Consider the following 15,924-nt stretch of genomic DNA (forward strand, 5'->3'; position numbering starts at 1 on the left):
CGCTACTCGTCTCTCTAGTGACCGGTGGCGGTGATGCGGGTCCAGACGCCGCTCTCGCCCGCCTCGGCGGCCCGGCGGCCCAGGCTCTCGGCCCAGCTCCGCTCGGAGGCGACCGCATCGCGCCAAGACCACAGGCGGCGGGTGAGGTGGTGCAGGGGGTACTCGGCGGTGATGCCCATGGCACCGTGCAACTGGTGGGCGATCTGGGCGATTTCGGTGGCCGCCGCGGCCGTGGTGATCCGTACGATCTCCGTCGCGCCCTCGGGCGGCGCGGCCTCGGTCGCCAGGGCCAGTGCGGCGTCGGCCTGGACGAGCTGGACGCGCATCCGGGCCAGGTTGCCCGCGACGGCCGGGATCTTGAGGAGGGGTGCGCCGAACTGTTCGCGTTCGGCGACATAGGACCTGGTGAGCCGGTACGCGCCGTGGGCGGCGCCGAGCACGGCCGCCGACCAGAGGAGGGCGAGCCGTTCGCGTACGGCACCGTACGAGGGAGCGCCTTCGAGCAGGACCGCCGGTGTGGCGTGGAGGGTCACCGTGTCGCGGGGTTCCCCGGCGATGTTGTCCACGGGGCTCACGGTCACCGAGGCGTGGCGGAGATCCACCACGAGCGGCGCGGAGTGCGGGGCGCAGAGCACCAGGCGGGCCGCGTCGCGGGCCCAGGGCACGGCGGAGAGCTCGGCCGTGAGCGTTCCTGACTCCGCGTCGAGGGCGCTGTCGAGCAGCAGGACCGTGGACGGCTCGGCGTCGAGCTCCCGCGCGTGGCTGAGCACCCAGTCGGCGGTGGACGCCTCGACGACCGGCACTCCGATGCCGTGCCCGGCGAGCGACTGGACGACCACGAGCAGATCGTCGAGGGAGCCGCCGGAGCCGCCCCGCTCCTCGTCGATGCCGACCCGCGGCAGACCGAGTCCGACCAGGCTGTTCCAGAGGTCGGGGTTGCCGGATGCGGCCAAGTCGTCGACCAGGCTGCGCAGTTCGTCGGCGTACTGGCTCATGAACGGGCCTCCTGACGGGCGATGAGGGAGAGCAGGACCTCGGCCGCGCCGCCGCGCAGGCTGAAGGCGGGCGAGGCGATGAGCGCCTGCCCGAAGACGCTGTCGAAGGCGGGGTCCTGGCAGCGGTCGGTGCGGCGCAGCGCCTCGATGACGTCGTGCTCGAAGGCGTTGCCGAGGTACTTGAGGGCGGCGGCCTGCTGCACGGGGGCCCGGCCCGCGTCCATGGCGCCTGCGACCTCGTAGCAGAGCCTGCGCAGTACGGCGAGGCGGGCGGTCAACGTGCCGAGCAGGGCGTGCAGTTCACGGTCGTCCTGCTGCTCGGCGGTCTCGGCGACGAGCTCTACGAGGACGGGGTAGCTGGAGAGCGAGCGCTCCGCGCCGCCGCGCTCGAAGGAGAGCTGCTCGACGACCTGCTTCCAGCCCTTGCCCGCCTCTCCGATGAGGCGGTGCGCGGGCACGAAGACGTTCTCGAAGCGCACCTCGTTGAAGTGGTGCTCGCCCGCGAGGTCCACGATCGGGGTGACCGACACGCCCTCGGAGTCCATGTCGACGATGAACTCGCTGAGCCCGTCGTGCTTGCGCTCCTCGCGCGAGGTGCGGGCCAGCAGATAGGCGTGGGTGGCGTGGTGGGCCTGGGTGGTCCAGATCTTGTGCCCGTTGACCAGCCAGCCGCCCTCCACCGGTTCGGCCGACGTACGCACCGAGGCGAGGTCGGAGCCGGCCTCGGGCTCGCTCATGCCGAGGCAGAAGACCGCCTCGCCCGAGGCGATCCTCGGCACGATCTCCTCCTGGAGGGCGCGCGTGCCGTGTCGCAGGATCGCCGGGCCGATCTGCCGGTCGCCGATCCAGTGCGCGGCGACCGGGGCTCCGGCGCGCAGCAACTCCTCGGTCACAGCGAGCCGTTCGACGTTGGTGCGCCCGGCTCCGCCGAACTCCACCGGGTACGTCATGGCGATCAGCCCGCGCGCGGCGAGCTCCTTGCTGAAGTCGAGGTCGAAGGAGCGCAGCCAGGAGTCGCTGCGGGGGGCGTAGCGTCCGGCGTCCCGCCATTCGGCGGTCAACTGACGGACCTGCGCACGCAGTTGTACGCAGGAGTCCGTTCCTGGGGACTGGTCCATGGTGGCCTTTCGGGCGGTACGAGGAGTGGGGTGGTCAGCGGCCGGTGAAGACGCCGGGGCGCTTCTCCTGGAAGGCCGCGAAGGCCTCCTGCGAGTCCTGGGTGGAGGTGATCACGGCCATGTGGGACGAGATCAGGTCGAGTGCGGTGCGCAGATCGTGGCGGGCGCCCTGGCGGACGGCGCGCTTGATGGTGCGGACGGCGACCGGCGGGCGCTCGGCGAGGCGGGCGGCGAACGCGTACACCTCGTCCATGAGGTCCTCGTCGTCGTACACCTCGTCGGCCAGGCCGATGCGCAGTGCCTCGTCGGCGCCGACGAAGTCGCCGGTCCAGAGCAGCTTCAGTGCGGTGGAGGTGCCGACGGCGCGGGGCAGCAGCCAGCAGCCGCCGTCGCCGGGTACGAGACCGACCTTGATGTAGCCCTCGGAGAAGCGGACGCCGCGGCCCACGAACCGCAGGTCGCACAGGAGCGCCATGTCCATTCCGGCGCCCACGGCGGGTCCCTGGACCGCGGCGATCACCGGCTTGTCGACGTCCTCCAGGGCGAGTGCGACCCGGTGCACGTTCTGTGTGAGCAGTTCCTTCTCCCCCAGTGGGGCTCGCTCCTCGCCCTTGAAGGCGGAGAGGTCCACGCCGGAGCAGAAGGAGCCTCCCGCGCCGGTGACGACGATGACGCGCACCTCGGGGTCGCGCTGCGCCTCGACCAGGGCGTCGGCCCACGCGTGCACCATGTCGATGGTGAAGGCGTTCTTGCGCTCGGGGCGGTTGAGCAGGATGGTCGCGATCCCGTCGCGGACCGTGTACTCGAGATCGGCCATGGCCGTCCCTCCCTCTCTACTGGGTGAGGCCGGCCCGCAGCTCGCGCTTGAGGACCTTGCCGTTGGGGTTGCGGGGCAGCGCGTCGACGAAGTGCACCTGGCGGGGCTTCTTGTACGAGGCGATGCGCGCCCTGGTGAAGTCGATGAGCTCCTGCCCGGTGGGGCGTTCGGCGCCCGGCCGCAGGACGACGACCGCGGTGATGGCCTCGCCCCACACCTCGTGCGGGACGCCGACGACCGCGGCTTCGGAGACCGCTTCGTGCTCGGCGAGGGCGGCCTCGACCTCGGCGGGGTACACGTTCTCGCCGCCGCTGACGATCATGTCCTTGATGCGGTCGGTGAGGAACAGATAGCCGTCCTCGTCGAGGAATCCGCCGTCTCCGGTGCACAGCAGGCCGTCGGCGTCGTACAGCGCGGCGGTCTCCTCGGGGCGGTTCCAGTACCCGGGGGTGTTGTGGCGGGAGCGGATGCGGATTTCGCCGGGGACGCCGGGCGCGACCGGGAGGCCCGTCACGGTGTCGGCGATCACCACGTCGACTCCGCGGCGCGGCCGGCCCACCGACTTGAGCAGGTACTGCCTTGGTCCGTCGGCCTCGTGGTCCTCGGACGGCAGTTGGGTGACCGTGCCGCCGCCCTCGGTCAGTCCGTACTTGCCCATGAAGTGGCAGCCGAAGAGGGTCATCGAGCGGCGCAGCAGGGCCGGGGTGATGGGCGCCGAGCCGTAGGTGATGAGGGTGAGGCGGGAGAAGTCGCGCTGCTCGATCCCGGGGAGTTCGGTGAGCATGTGCAGCACCGAGGGGACGAGGAAGGCGTGGGTGACGCCTTCGCGCTCGAAGGTCTCGGCCGCCGCGTCAGGGGTGAAGTCCGGGAACATCAGGCTCTTGGCGCCGGCGGTCAGGGCGACGCGCAGCCAGCCCAGGCCGCCGATGTGGAACATCGGCAGGGCGTTCAGCGCCACCGACTCGGCGTCCCAGAGGTACTCCTCCAGCTCGGTCCGGTCGGCGAAGAAGTTGCCGTGGGTGAGCAGGACGCCCTTGGGGAGTCCGGTGGTGCCGGAGGTGTAGATCTGCAGGAACACCTCGTCCGCGTCGGCGGCGGTGCCGCGGCCCGGGTCGTCGTCGGGGTGGGCGGCGAGCCAGGTTTCGTACGAGGGGACCTCCGGGTCCTGCGACTGCCCGACGACCACCAGGCGCAGCCCGGGTACGGCCGCGCACACGGCGTCGGCCGCGTCCCGGAACTCCGGTTCGGCGAGCAGGACTTTTAGATCGGCGTCGCGCACGACTGCCGTCAACTCGGGTGCGGCGAGGCGCCAGTTGAGCGGTACGGTGACCAGTCCGGCCTTGGCCGCACCGACCAGGATCTCGCCCGCCTCGTTGCGCGTACGGGCGAGGAAGCCGATCCGGGACCCGGCGGGGGCGTCGGCCAGGAGTGCGCGGGCGACGCGGTTGGAGCGGGTGTCGAGTGCGGCGTAGGAGAGGGTGCGGCCTTCGCAGGTGAGCGCGGTCGAGGTGGAGCGCTCACGTGCGTGCAGGCGGATGGCGTCGGGCAGGTGCAGGCCCACGAAGGAGTCCCTCCATCGTCGTTGGCAGAGGATGCCGGCGGTACGGGGCGTCAGCCCTTGGGGCCGCCGGCCACATAGAGGACCTGGCCGGAGACGAATCCGGCTTCCTCGCGTACGAAGAAGGAGACCGCCTGGGCGATGTCCTCGGGGCGGCCGCCCCTGCGGACCGGGATGGTCTTGGCGTAGCGGTCGGTGAACTCCTCGAAGGTGATGCCCATGCGCTCGGCGGTGGCCTCGGTCATCTCGGTGGCGATGAAGCCGGGGGCCACGCAGTTGACAGTGACGCCGAACGGGCCGAGCTCGATGGCGAGGGTCTTGGTGAGCGCCTGGAGGCCGGCCTTGGCGGAGGAGTAGTTGGACTGGCCGCGGTTGCCGAGCGCGGCGGAGGAGGACATGTTGACGATCCGCCCCCACTTCGCGTCGACCATGTGGCTCTGGCAGGCCTTCGCCATCAGGAACGCGCCGCGCAAGTGGACGCCGACGACGGAGTCGAAGTCCTGCGGGGTCATCTTGAAGATGAGGTTGTCGCGGATGATGCCGGCGTTGTTCACCAGTACGGCGGGGGCGCCGAGTTCGGCGGCGACCCTGGCGACACCGGCCTCGACCTGCTCGGGGTCCGAGACGTCGCAGCCGACGGCGAGGGCGCGGCCGCCCTCCTTCTCGATGCCTTCGACGGTACGGGCGCAGGCGGCCTCGTCCAGGTCGAACACGGCGACGTCGAATCCGTCGCGCGCCAGGCGCGCCGCGGTGGCGGCGCCGATGCCCCGGGCCGCGCCGGTGACGACCGCCACCCGCCGGCGGGAAGTGCTCTCAGTCATGTGCTGCTCTCAACTCCGGTGGTGGACGGTCTACTTGGGGGCCATGCGGATGGCGCCGTCGAGGCGGATCGTCTCGCCGTTGAGCATCGGGTTCTCGATGATGGACGTCGCCAGGTGGGCGTACTCGGAGGGGTCGCCGAGCCGCGAGGGGTGCGGGACCTGGGCACCGAGCGCGTCGAGGAACTCCTGCGGCTTCTTGTTGAGCAGCGGGGTGGAGAAGAGTCCGGGGGCGATGGTCATCACGCGGATCTTGGCGGCGGCCAGGTCGCGGGCGATCGGCAGGGTCATCCCGACGATGCCTGCCTTGGAGGCGGAGTAGGCGCACTGGCCGATCTGGCCCTCGTACGCGGCAGCAGATGCGGTGTTGATGATGACGCCGCGCTCGCCGTCGACCTCCTCGGTCTTCGCCATCTCGGCGGCGGCCAGGCGCAGCACGTTGAAGGTGCCGATGAGGTTGACGCCGACGACGAACTCGAAGTCCTCGAGGGCGTACGGAGTGCCGTCGCGCTTGACGGTGCGGCCGCCCTTGCCGAGGCCCGCACAGTTGACGGTGATGCGCAGGGGCGCCTGGGCGGCCGCGGTCGCGACGGCGCGGGCGGCGTCGTCCGCGCTGCGGACGTCACCGGCGACGAAGTGTGCGCGCTCGCCGAGCTCCTTGGCGATCTGCTCGCCCGCGGAGGTGGGCAGGTCCAGCAGGACGACGTGGGCGCCCTGGTCGATGAGGCGCTTGACGGTGGCGAGGCCCAGGCCCGATGCGCCGCCGGTGACGACGGCGGAGACTCCGTTGATCTGCATGATGCTGGTTCCGTTCCGGTTTCAGAGGCCGATGGACTTGGCGATGATGGTCTTCATGACTTCGCTGGTGCCGCCGTAGATCCGCATGACGCGGGTGTCGGCGTAGAGGCGGGCGATCGGGTATTCGAGCATGTAGCCGTAACCGCCGTGCAGCTGGAGGCACTTGTCGATGACGCGGCCCGCGGTCTCGGTGCACAGGAGCTTGGCCATGGCCGCGTAGTCGGCGCCGAGCTCGCCCGCCGCGTCGCGCTCCAGGGCCTCGTACGCCATGAGCCTGGCCGCTTCGACCTCGGTGGCGCACTCGGCGAGCACGAACTTGGTGTTCTGGAAGGACGCCACGGACTTGCCGAAGACGGTGCGGTCCCGGGTGTAGTCGCGGGCGAACGAGACGGCCGCGTCGGCTGCGGCGGCGGCCTGGACGGCGATCACGAGGCGCTCGCGGGCCAGGTTCCTGCCGAGGCAGAAGAAGCCCTCGCCCTCGACGCCGAGGAGGTTCTCCACCGGCACCTTCACGTCGGTGAAGGAGAGTTCGGCGGTGTCGGATGCGTGCAGGCCGATCTTGTGCAGGCTGCGGCCGACGGCGAAGCCCTCGCTCCTGGCGTCCACGACCAGAATCGACAGGCCCAGGCGGCGGTTGTCCGCGGGGGCGGGCGCCGTACGGCAGACCACCAGGACGAGATCGCACTGCGTGCCGCCGGTGATGAAGGTCTTGGCTCCATTGAGGACGTAGTGCGTGCCGTCCTCGGAAAGCTGCGCCTTCGTCTGGATTCCGGCCAGGTCCGAGCCCGTGCCGGGCTCGGTCATCGCGATGGAGAGCATGAGGTCGCCGGAGACGCAGCCGGGGACCCAGCGCTGCTTCTGCTCCTCGGTCCCGAAGTGGAGCAGGTACGGCAGGATGATGTTGGAGTGCGTCATCGCGGTGCCGAGAGTGGCTCCGGCCCGGGCGACCTCCTCCGCGAGCACGGCACCGAAGTGGTGGCCGCTCTGGCCTCCGCCGCCGTACTCCTCGGGCACCTCCATGCCGAGGAGACCGAGCTCGCCGAGCCTGCGGTAGAAGTCGCGCGGCACGGCCTTCGCCGCCACCCAGTCCTGCAGGTGCGGTACCGCCTCCTTGGCCAGGAAGCTCCGCACCATCTCCCGGAACGCCTCGTGCTCCTCGTTGTACACCGTGCGCGGCATGACTGCCTCTCTCCCGATCTTGGGTTAGCCGGTCTTCACTTTCATGCCCGTTTGCCGCGCTGTCAAGGCGTTCGCGGCGGGAGAGAAGTTCTAGACACTCAGGTTAGCTTGGAATAACTTAGTGGCTACTTTCCCCTTCCCTCAGGAGCAGCTCATGCGTGACGCAGTGATCGTCGATGCCGTGCGGACCCCCGTCGGCAGGCGCGGCGGTTCCCTCTCGGCCATCCACCCCGTCGATCTCTCCGCCCACGTCCTGACCGCTCTCGCCGAGCGCAACGGCCTCGACCCGTCCGCCGTCGACGACGTCGTCTGGGGCACCGTGTCGCAGGTCGGCGAACAGGCGGGCGTCGTCGGCAGGTTCGCGGCTCTCGCGGCCGGCTGGCCGGAGTCGGTCCCCGGTGTCTCCGTCTCCCGCGCCTGCGGCTCCTCGCAGCAGTCCGTGCACTTCGCCGCGGGCCTGGTGACCGCCGGTCAGTACGACATCGCCGTCGCGGGCGGCGTGGAGTCGATGAGCCGGGTGCCGATGGGCTCGGCCCGCAGCGTCCCGGGTGCCGGACAGCCGTACGGACCGAGGGTGCGCGACCGCTACTTCCCCGAGGGCGGCGAGTTCGACCAGGGTGTGGGCGCCGAGCTCATCGCCGCGCAGTACGGCTTTACGCGTACGGAGCTCGACCAGCACGCCCTGGACTCGCACGAGCGCGCGGCCAAGTCCGTCGACGAGGGCCGCTTCACCTCCCAGATCACGCCGGTCACGGTCACCGACGCGGACGGCACGACGCGCGTCTTCGACACCGACGAGGGCATCAGGCGCGGCTCCACCCTGGAGAAGCTCGCCGGTCTGAAGACCCCATTCAAGGAAGACGGCGTGGTCAGCGCGGCGAACTCCTCGCAGATCTCCGACGGCGCCGCGGCGCTCCTCGTCACCACCTCCGAGATCGCCCACCGCAGCGGCTGGACCCCGATCGCCCGGGTGCACACGGCCGTTCTCGCCGGCTGCGACCCGGTGACGATGGCGCTCGGCCCGGCCCCGGCGACCGCCAAGGCCCTCAAGCGCTCCGGCCTGTCGATCGGCGACATCGGCGCCTTCGAGATCAACGAGGCCTTCGCCCCGGTGACCCTGGCCTGGCTGAAGGAGACCGGCGCCGACTACGACCTGATGAACCCGCTCGGCGGTGCCATGGCGATCGGCCACCCGCTGGGCGGCTCCGGTGCACGCCTGATGACGACGCTGGTGCACCACATGCGGGACAACAACATCCGCTACGGACTGCAGGCGATGTGCGAGGCGGGCGGCATGGCGAACGCGACGATCCTCGAACTCCTCTGACCTTCACGGCACACGGGAAGGGGGGTGCGGCCTCGGCTGCACCCCCCTTTCCATGTGCTCAGCGCTTCGGCGCCAGGCTGTCGACGACGGACGCGTCCAGCCCGATCTCCTCCAGCACTTCCCTGGTGTGCACACCGACCACCGGGGCGGGCCGCGGCACGGAGGCCGGGGTGCCCTGGAAACGCGGGGCGGGAGCGGGCTGCAGGAGTCCGTTCTCCGTGTAGTACGTGCCGCGGGCCACGTTGTGCGGATGGGTGGCGGCCTCGGTCAGTCCGTACACCGGCGTGACGCACGACTGCGTACCGTCGAAGGCCGTCGTCCACTCCTCGCGGGTGCGGGCGGCGAAGACCTCGTCGAGGCGCGCGGACATGGCGGGCCAGCCGCCCTGGTCGTGCTGGGATGCGAAGAGCGGGTCGTCGGTGAGGCCGAGGACGCGCAGGAGTTCGGCGTAGAACTGCGGCTCCACGCTGCCGACGGCCATGTGGCCGCCGTCGGAGGTGCGATAGGTGCGGTAGAAGGGCGCCGCCCCGTCGAAGAGATTCGACGCGCGCTCGTCCTTCCAGCGGCCGACCGCCAACAGGCCGTGGATCAAAGAGAGTTGGATCGCCGTTCCGTCGGTCATCGCGGCGTCGACGACCTGCCCCGTGCCCGTGCGCCCGGCACTGACCAGCGCGGTGGTGATGCCCAGGGCCACCAGCATGCCGCCGCCGCCCATGTCGCCGAAGAGGTTGAGCGGGACGGGCGGGTTCTCGTCCGCCGCACCGAGCGCGCCGAGCGCGCCCGCGACCGCGATGTAGTTGATGTCATGCCCGGGCGCCTGCGCGAGCGGCCCGTCCTGGCCCCAGCCGGTCATCCGCCCGTAGACCAGTTTGGGGTTACGGGAGAGACAGGCGTCGGGTCCGAGCCCGAGCCGCTCGGCGACGCCGGGGCGGAAGCCCTCGATGAGGGCGTCGGCGGTGTCGATGAGGGCGCGTACGGCCTCGATGCTCGCCGGATCCTTCAGATCGAGCGTCACCGAGCGGCGCCCCCGGTGCAGGATCGGGTGCCGCGATGCGGTGCCGGCCTCGGCGGGGCGGTCGATGCGGATGACTTCGGCACCCTGGTCGGCGAGGAGCATGCCGGCGAAGGGGCCGGGGCCGATGCCGCCGAGTTCGACGACGCGGATGCCGGCCAGCGGGCCGGCGGCCGAGGGTGCGGTGCTCACAGTCCGAGGTCCTTGGCGATGATGGTCTTCATGACCTCGCTGGTGCCGCCGTAGATCCGTGAGACACGGGTGTCGGCGTAGAGGCGGGCGATCGGGTATTCGAGCATGTACCCGTAACCGCCGTGCAGTTGGAGGCACTTGTCGATGACACGGCCGGCGACCTCGGTGCAGAACAGCTTGATCTTCGCGGCGTCCGCCGGCGACAGCTCATGGGTGTCGTCGAGCTCGATGCCCTTGTCGACCATGGCCTGGGCGGCCTCGACCTCGGCGGCGCACTCGGCGAGCACGAACTTGGTGTTCTGGAACGCGGCGACCGGCTTGCCGAAGACCTGGCGCTCCTGGACGTACGCCTTCGCGAAACCGATGGCGGCACTCGCCGTCGCGACTCCGCCGACACCGATGGACAGACGCTCGCGGGCCAGGTTGTTCCCCAGGTACGAGAAGCCCTTCCCCACCTCGCCGAGGACGTTCTCCACCGGCACCCGGACGTCGGTGAAGGAGAGTTCGGAGGTGTCGCTGGCGCGCAGGCCGATCTTGTCGAGCTTGCGGCCGTAGCCGAAGCCCTCGCTGTCCGTCGGAACGACCAGCAGGGTCAGGCCGAAGCGGCGGTCCTCGGCGGTGGGCGCGGAGGTGCGGGCGGCGACGATGCACAGCTCGGAGTTGAGGGCGCCGGTGATGAAGGTCTTGGCTCCGTTGAGGACGTAGTGCGTGCCGTCCTCGGACAGTTCGGCCTTGGTGCGGATGCCCGCGAGGTCGGATCCGGTGCCCGGCTCGGTCATCGCGATGCACAGCGTGATGTCGCCCGCGGCGATGCCCGGGAGCCAGCGCTCCTTCTGTGCGTCGTCGGCGATGCCGAGGAGGTACGGCAGGACGATGCCGGTGGTGACCGTGTAGTGGCCGAAGGAGACGGCGGCACGCGCGCACTCCTCGGCGATCACCGTCTGGTACTTGTAGCTGGTCTCCCCCGGGCCGCCGTACTCCTCGGGGATGCCGAAGCCCATGACACCGAGCTCGCCGAGCTGACGGAACAGCGTGCGCGGGACGCGGTTGTCCGCCTCCCACTGCGCGTAGTGCGGGGTCACTTCCTTGGCGATGAAGTCCCGGACGACGGACCGGAAGGCCTCGTGGTCCTCGTTGTACACCGTGCGCTTCATGATTCAGCCCTCCACCTACCGGTTATTGCTGATTCACTTTCTTGCCCGTTTGGCCTGGTGTCAAGCCTCTCCAGTGCAGTCTTCGACGTTTTCAACGCATCAGAAGCGTGCCGAGAGCGCGGCAGCGTCGCGGTCGGGGTCGACGAGCAGCAGGGCGATCGCGGCACCGACGCACATCGTGAGGCCGAGGATCAGGAAGCCGTTCCCGTAACCGGCCGCGGCCGAGGTGCCCGAGTCGACCAGTCCGCCGATCACGAGCGGGGCCACGACGCCACCGAGGCTGTAGACGCCGGTGACGATCCCGAAAACGGTGCCGCGCTGCTTCACCGGCGCCACATCGGCGAGGGCGGCGAAGGCGACGCCGTACCCGGCGGAGTTCAGGCAGGCCGCAAGTACGAGCAGCACCATCTGCGGCACCCCGCGGTCCAGCGAGGCGAAGGCGACCGTGCAGATCCCCGAGGCCAGGACCATCACCCCGGGCAGGATGCCGCGGGTGATCCGGTTGCGGACTCCCCTGCGGGTGAGCGAACTGGAGAGCACACCGACGAGGATCACTGCCACCGCGGACCCCAGGAAGGGCAGCGCGACCAGCCGGCTCGCGGTGCCGGAGTCGTAGCCGAGGCCCTCGCGCAGATAGAGCGGCAGCCAGCTGACGCCGACGGCGGTGTTGGCGTAGGCGACGAAGAACAGCAGCAGCATGCCGATGAGCGTTCCGGTCGAGAACAGCCGCCGCAGCGGCACCCGTTCGGGAAGAACCGTCGTTGTCGCGCTCCCGGCGGACGCGTGCTCGGGCCCGGAATCGCCGCCGAGCAGCCAGAGCAGCGCGACCACCGCGCCGCAGACCGCGAGGACCGCGAACGCCGCATGCCAGGAGTGCGTGTCGATGACCCAGGTCAGCACGGGTGCGGCGATCAGCGGGCCGACCCCCGCGCCGGCGATGACGATCGAGCTGGGCACGGTCCTGCGGTGGGCGGGGAACCACGAGTGCACGACCTGCATCGCCAGCGCGACCGTCGGCCCCTCCGCGAAGCCGAGCATCGCCCGGCAGACGACGATCGTGGTGAAGCCGACCTGGGCCGCCATGGGAGCGAGGCTCAGGACCCACAACGCACTGACACCCGCCAGCAGCCATCGCGCCCGCACCCGGGTGCCGAGCCAGCCGCCCAGGACGGACCCCAGGGCGAACAGCCAGAAGAAGCTGCTCTGGATCACCCCGAACTGGGCGCTGTCCAGGCCCAGTTCCTTCTTCATGCTCACTCCGGAGAGGCCGACGACGACCTTGTCGGCGAAGTTGACGAGCATCAGACAGACCAGCAGCGCGAGGACGGTCCACGCCCGCCGCCCGGCCGCAGGCGGCAGACCGGTGCGGGGCGCTTCTTGCTGTTCGACGGACATGGCGGCACTCCCTGGTCCAGCGGGGCTGAGGTGAGCCGGAAGTGAATCACCGCTCACCTACCCGCACAAGACTTTGAGCGAACAACCCGAAGATGTGGACGCAAGAGTGATTTTTGCTTAACTTGTCAGCCTCGACCGGGCACTGCACGGGCGAGCGCTGTATCTTTACCCAGAGTGACCGACGGCGAGGGGCGAACTGGGATGCAGACGGAAGCGTCGGGGCGGACGACCACCCGCAGACCACCGGACCGCAAGGCACGTATCGTCTCGGCCGCAGCCGGGCTCTTCCGCGATCGCGGCTACCACAACGTCTCGGTGGCCGACGTCGCGGCCGAGGTCGGCATCACCGCACCGGCGCTCTATCGGCACTTCCGCGGCAAGCCCGATCTGCTGTTCCAGGTCGTCGACACCACGATCGGCACCCTCGCGGCCTCCGTCGAGGAGGCGCCCGACCTCGACACCTATCTGCGGTCCACGGCGGCCCGCGCCATGGACCGGCGGGGTTCGGCGGTCCTGTGGCAGCGCGAGGCACGCCATCTGCCGGAGGAACGGCGCGAGGAGCAACGGCGCGCCCTCAACACCATCGCCGAGGGGATCGGCACGCTCATCCACGGCGAGCGCCCCGAACTCGACCACTCCGACCGGCAACTGCTCGCCTGGGCGGTCCTCGCGGTCTTCGGCTCCATCTCCTGGCACCGCACCTCGCTCCCCCGCCGCCGCTTCGAGGAGCTCCTGTACCGGCTGGCGTACGCCACGGCGCACTGCCCCCTCGGCAACGGACCCTCCGCCGCGGCGAGTCCGGCGGGCGGCACCTTCGCGGGGCTCGCGGTCTCGCGCCGGGAGGAGATCCTCGTGGAGGCGATCCGTCTCTTCGACGAGCGGGGCTTCCAGTCCGTGAGCACCGACGACATCGGCGAGGCGGCCGGCGCGACGGGCCCCAGCATCTACAAGCACTTCCCCACCAAGACCGACCTGCTCGTCGCCGCCGTCGTACGGGGCGGCGAGCAGCGCAGGGCGGGCACGGCGCAGGCCCTGGCCCAGGCGGGCACGCCGCGCGAGACCCTGGACCGGCTGCTGCGCTCGTACATCGAATTCGCCCTGGACCAGAGCCACTTGATGGGTCTGCTCATCGGGGAGCTGGACCAGCTGCCCGAGAAGGAGCAGAAGACGGCACGGCAGGGGCAGCGCGAGTACGTCGCGCTGTGGGTGCGGCTGCTCGACGAGGTGCGGCCGGGTCTTGAGACGGCCGAGGCCAGGATCGTCGTCCTCGCGCTGCTCACGGTCGTCGACAACGCGGCGCGTACCGGATCGTCCGGCGAGCGCCCGGATCTCGCGGACCGCCTCGCCGAGATCGGCACCGCGCTGCTGCTGGCGTAGCGGGCGCGGGCCTCCCCGAGGGGAGGCCCGCGCCCGTTTCCGCGTCAGGACAGGACGGGCACCGGGTAGGTCGGGTACTCGACCCCGGAGACGTGCTGGACGACCCGGATGACCTGGCAGGAGTAGCCGAACTCGTTGTCGTACCAGAGGTAGAGGATCGCGTTGTCGCCGTCCACCTTTGTCGCACCTGCGTCGACGATCGAGGCGTGACGCGAGCCGATGAAGTCGCTCGAGACCGCGTCGGGCGCCGTGGTGAAGTCGATCTGACGCTTGAGCGGCGAGGTCAGCGAGACCTCGCGGAGGTGGTCGAGGACCTCGTCGCGGGTCGTCTCGCGCCCGAGCCGCAGGCTGAGGATCGCGATGGAGACGTCCGGCACGGGGACCCGGATCGAACTGCCGCTGATCGGCGCCTTCAGATCGGGCAGTGCCTTGGCGACGGCGGACGCCGCACCGGTCTCGGTCATGACCATGTTGAGCGGCGCCGAACGGCCACGGCGGTCCGCGCTGTGGTAATTGTCCAGCAGGTTCTGGTCGTTGGTGAACGAGTGGACGGTCTCGACATGACCGCGCAGCACACCGTACTCGTCCGCCATCGCCTTCAACGGCGGGACGATCGCGTTGGTGGTGCAGGAGGCGCAGGACAGGATCTGCTCGTCCGGCTTGATCGTGTCGTGGTTGACGCCGTGCACGATGTTCGGGACGTCGCCCTTGCCCGGCGCGGTCAGGACGACCTTGTCGATGCCCGGACGCAGGTGCTGGGAGAGCCCCTCGCGGTCGCGCCACCTGCCGGTGTTGTCGATGAGGATGGCGTCCTTGATGCCGTACGCCGTGTAGTCGACCTCCGACGGGTCGTTCGCGTAGATCACCTTGATCTCGTTGCCGTTGGCGATGATCGTGCTGTTCGCCTCGTCGACGGTGATCGTGCCCTGGAACTGCCCGTGGATGGAGTCGCGGCGCAGCAGCGAGGCGCGCTTGACGATGTCCTGCTCACCGCCCCGGCGGACCACGACGGCGCGCAGCCGCAGGCCGTTGCCGGAGCCGGCCTTCTCGATGAGCAGCCGGGCGACGAGGCGGCCGATACGGCCGAAGCCGTAGAGGACGACATCGCGGCCCTCACGGCGCTCGATCTTGTGGGCACCGGTGGCGCCGACGACGGCCCCTGCGGTGAACTCGGCCACGGACAGGCCGCGGTCGTCCGCCCTGTACGTGGCGGCCAGCATGCCGATGTCGATCTGGGAGGGGCCGAGATCGAGGTCGGCGAGGGCCTGGAGGAACGGCAGCGTCTCGGTGACCGAGAGCTCCTCGCCGGCTATCTGCCGGGCGAACCGGTGGGTCTTGAGGATGCTCACCACCGACTTGTTCACCAGGGAGCGGCTGTGCAGCAGGACCGTGACGTCCCTCTCCCGGTGCATCTTCCCGATGATGGGGATCATCGCCTCCGCGATCTCCTCGCGGATCTTCCAGTTGGTGAACGAGTCGTCATTGACAGTCACAGGTTTATCTTTCGAGCTAGGCGGCGCTCATATGCTAACCACACGCCGCTTCGCTCATGACACCGGGCTGATCACTGCGCAGGGTCACCCCCAGGTGAATCCGTCCGGGTCGGTGAAGGGTCCGGCGTCGCTGTCGATCACGATGCGGTGCGATCCGGTGCCGTCGGGGTGCACTCCGGCGTCCTTGGCGAGGGCGCGGCGCCCGTAGAGCGCAAGCTTGACCGCGCCGGCCTCGGAGGCGAACTCGACGTACTTGCTGCCGAAGCTCTTCGCGACGGTGAGGCCGTGTCCGACGTAGAACTTCTTGCTCTCGGCCATGTCCGAGACGCCCAGCAGGAGGACGATGTCGTCGATCTTCCGGTCGTCCGGTCCCGCGTCCTTCTTGGCGGAGGTCGCGATCTTCCAGATCGTCCCGTCGGGAGCCTGTACGACACCGCCGTAGCCCCAGATCGACTTCTTGACGGGCTTCAGCGACGTGGCGCCCGCGGCGAGAGCCGCCTCGGCGAAGCCGTCGACGGTGGCGGGGCGGGAGACCGTGAGCGACAGCGTGAACCCGCGGAAGCCGGTCGTCGGTGCGTCGGAGGCCCGCAGGTTGAGCTCGGGGTCCAGGCCGAAGGCCGTGCAGTAGAAGTCCTTGGCGGCCGTCGGGTCGGTCACTTCGAGGGTGAGGGATGCGATGGAGGTCATACCG

At 70.2% G+C, this 15,924-nt stretch carries 14 protein-coding genes; 2 read left to right on the forward strand and 12 right to left on the reverse strand.

Features of this window, described 5'->3' with window-relative positions:
- Nucleotides 1–14: 14 nt before the first annotated feature.
- Genes OG707_RS02235 through OG707_RS02265 form a run of 7 tightly spaced genes read right to left on the reverse strand, consistent with a single transcriptional unit; the run spans nucleotide 15 to nucleotide 7,283 of the window.
- Entirely contained in the window at nucleotides 15–995 is a 981-nt protein-coding gene (locus tag OG707_RS02235) for an acyl-CoA dehydrogenase family protein (protein WP_329113736.1), read from the reverse strand.
- A complete protein-coding gene (locus tag OG707_RS02240; protein ID WP_329113738.1) occupies nucleotides 992–2,113 on the reverse strand; it encodes an acyl-CoA dehydrogenase family protein in 1,122 nt (373 codons plus the stop codon). The genes OG707_RS02235 and OG707_RS02240 overlap by 4 nt, the downstream gene beginning before the upstream one ends.
- Nucleotides 2,114–2,147: 34 nt before the next feature.
- Nucleotides 2,148–2,930 (reverse strand): enoyl-CoA hydratase/isomerase family protein, encoded by a 783-nt coding sequence (locus OG707_RS02245; protein ID WP_329113740.1) that lies wholly within the window; start codon nucleotides 2,928–2,930, stop codon nucleotides 2,148–2,150.
- 16 nt (nucleotides 2,931–2,946) lie between these two features.
- Complete coding sequence (locus OG707_RS02250; RefSeq protein ID WP_329113741.1) at nucleotides 2,947–4,491, reverse strand: AMP-binding protein; 1,545 nt, start codon at nucleotides 4,489–4,491, stop codon at nucleotides 2,947–2,949.
- Nucleotides 4,492–4,541: 50 nt separating this feature from the next.
- On the reverse strand, nucleotides 4,542–5,309 hold the full coding sequence (gene fabG, locus OG707_RS02255; RefSeq protein ID WP_329113743.1) for a 3-oxoacyl-ACP reductase FabG: 768 nt from the start codon (nucleotides 5,307–5,309) through the stop codon (nucleotides 4,542–4,544).
- 30 nt (nucleotides 5,310–5,339) lie between these two features.
- Nucleotides 5,340–6,104 (reverse strand): SDR family NAD(P)-dependent oxidoreductase, encoded by a 765-nt coding sequence (locus tag OG707_RS02260; protein ID WP_329113745.1) that lies wholly within the window; start codon nucleotides 6,102–6,104, stop codon nucleotides 5,340–5,342.
- A 21-nt stretch (nucleotides 6,105–6,125) separates the two neighbouring features.
- Nucleotides 6,126–7,283, reverse strand: a complete 1,158-nt coding sequence (locus OG707_RS02265; protein ID WP_329113747.1) for an acyl-CoA dehydrogenase family protein — start codon at nucleotides 7,281–7,283, stop codon at nucleotides 6,126–6,128.
- Nucleotides 7,284–7,437: 154 nt separating this feature from the next.
- Here OG707_RS02265 and OG707_RS02270 point away from each other — a divergent pair, with 154 nt between their 5' ends.
- The gene (locus OG707_RS02270) at nucleotides 7,438–8,610 is read left to right on the forward strand and encodes a thiolase family protein (protein WP_329113749.1); all 1,173 of its coding nucleotides are present in this window, start codon (nucleotides 7,438–7,440) and stop codon (nucleotides 8,608–8,610) included.
- Between the two features lie 58 nt (nucleotides 8,611–8,668).
- Here the strand turns inward: OG707_RS02270 and OG707_RS02275 are convergent, their stop codons facing one another.
- The 3 genes from OG707_RS02275 to OG707_RS02285 all read right to left on the reverse strand — a co-directional run bounded on the left by OG707_RS02275 (nucleotide 8,669) and on the right by OG707_RS02285 (nucleotide 12,363).
- Complete coding sequence (locus OG707_RS02275; RefSeq protein WP_329113751.1) at nucleotides 8,669–9,814, reverse strand: CaiB/BaiF CoA transferase family protein; 1,146 nt, start codon at nucleotides 9,812–9,814, stop codon at nucleotides 8,669–8,671.
- Entirely contained in the window at nucleotides 9,811–10,968 is a 1,158-nt protein-coding gene (locus OG707_RS02280; protein ID WP_329113753.1) for an acyl-CoA dehydrogenase family protein, read from the reverse strand. The genes OG707_RS02275 and OG707_RS02280 overlap by 4 nt, the downstream gene beginning before the upstream one ends.
- A gap of 99 nt (nucleotides 10,969–11,067) precedes the next feature.
- On the reverse strand, nucleotides 11,068–12,363 hold the full coding sequence (locus OG707_RS02285; RefSeq protein ID WP_329113755.1) for an MFS transporter: 1,296 nt from the start codon (nucleotides 12,361–12,363) through the stop codon (nucleotides 11,068–11,070).
- 201 nt (nucleotides 12,364–12,564) lie between these two features.
- On the opposite strand from OG707_RS02285, the gene OG707_RS02290 reads away from it, so the two are divergent.
- A complete protein-coding gene (locus tag OG707_RS02290) occupies nucleotides 12,565–13,740 on the forward strand; it encodes a TetR/AcrR family transcriptional regulator (RefSeq protein WP_329113757.1) in 1,176 nt (391 codons plus the stop codon).
- Nucleotides 13,741–13,784: 44 nt separating this feature from the next.
- Here OG707_RS02290 and OG707_RS02295 read toward each other — a convergent pair whose 3' ends face one another.
- Together OG707_RS02295 and OG707_RS02300 are read right to left on the reverse strand one after the other, a co-directional pair.
- Nucleotides 13,785–15,233: a glyceraldehyde-3-phosphate dehydrogenase gene (locus tag OG707_RS02295; protein ID WP_329113759.1), complete on the reverse strand. Its 1,449-nt coding sequence runs from the start codon at nucleotides 15,231–15,233 to the stop codon at nucleotides 13,785–13,787.
- 84 nt (nucleotides 15,234–15,317) lie between these two features.
- Complete coding sequence (locus OG707_RS02300) at nucleotides 15,318–15,920, reverse strand: glyoxalase (protein WP_329113761.1); 603 nt, start codon at nucleotides 15,918–15,920, stop codon at nucleotides 15,318–15,320.
- Nucleotides 15,921–15,924: the final 4 nt, after the last annotated feature.

It is taken from the genome of Streptomyces sp. NBC_01465, from assembly GCF_036227325.1.
Classification (GTDB): domain Bacteria; phylum Actinomycetota; class Actinomycetes; order Streptomycetales; family Streptomycetaceae; genus Streptomyces.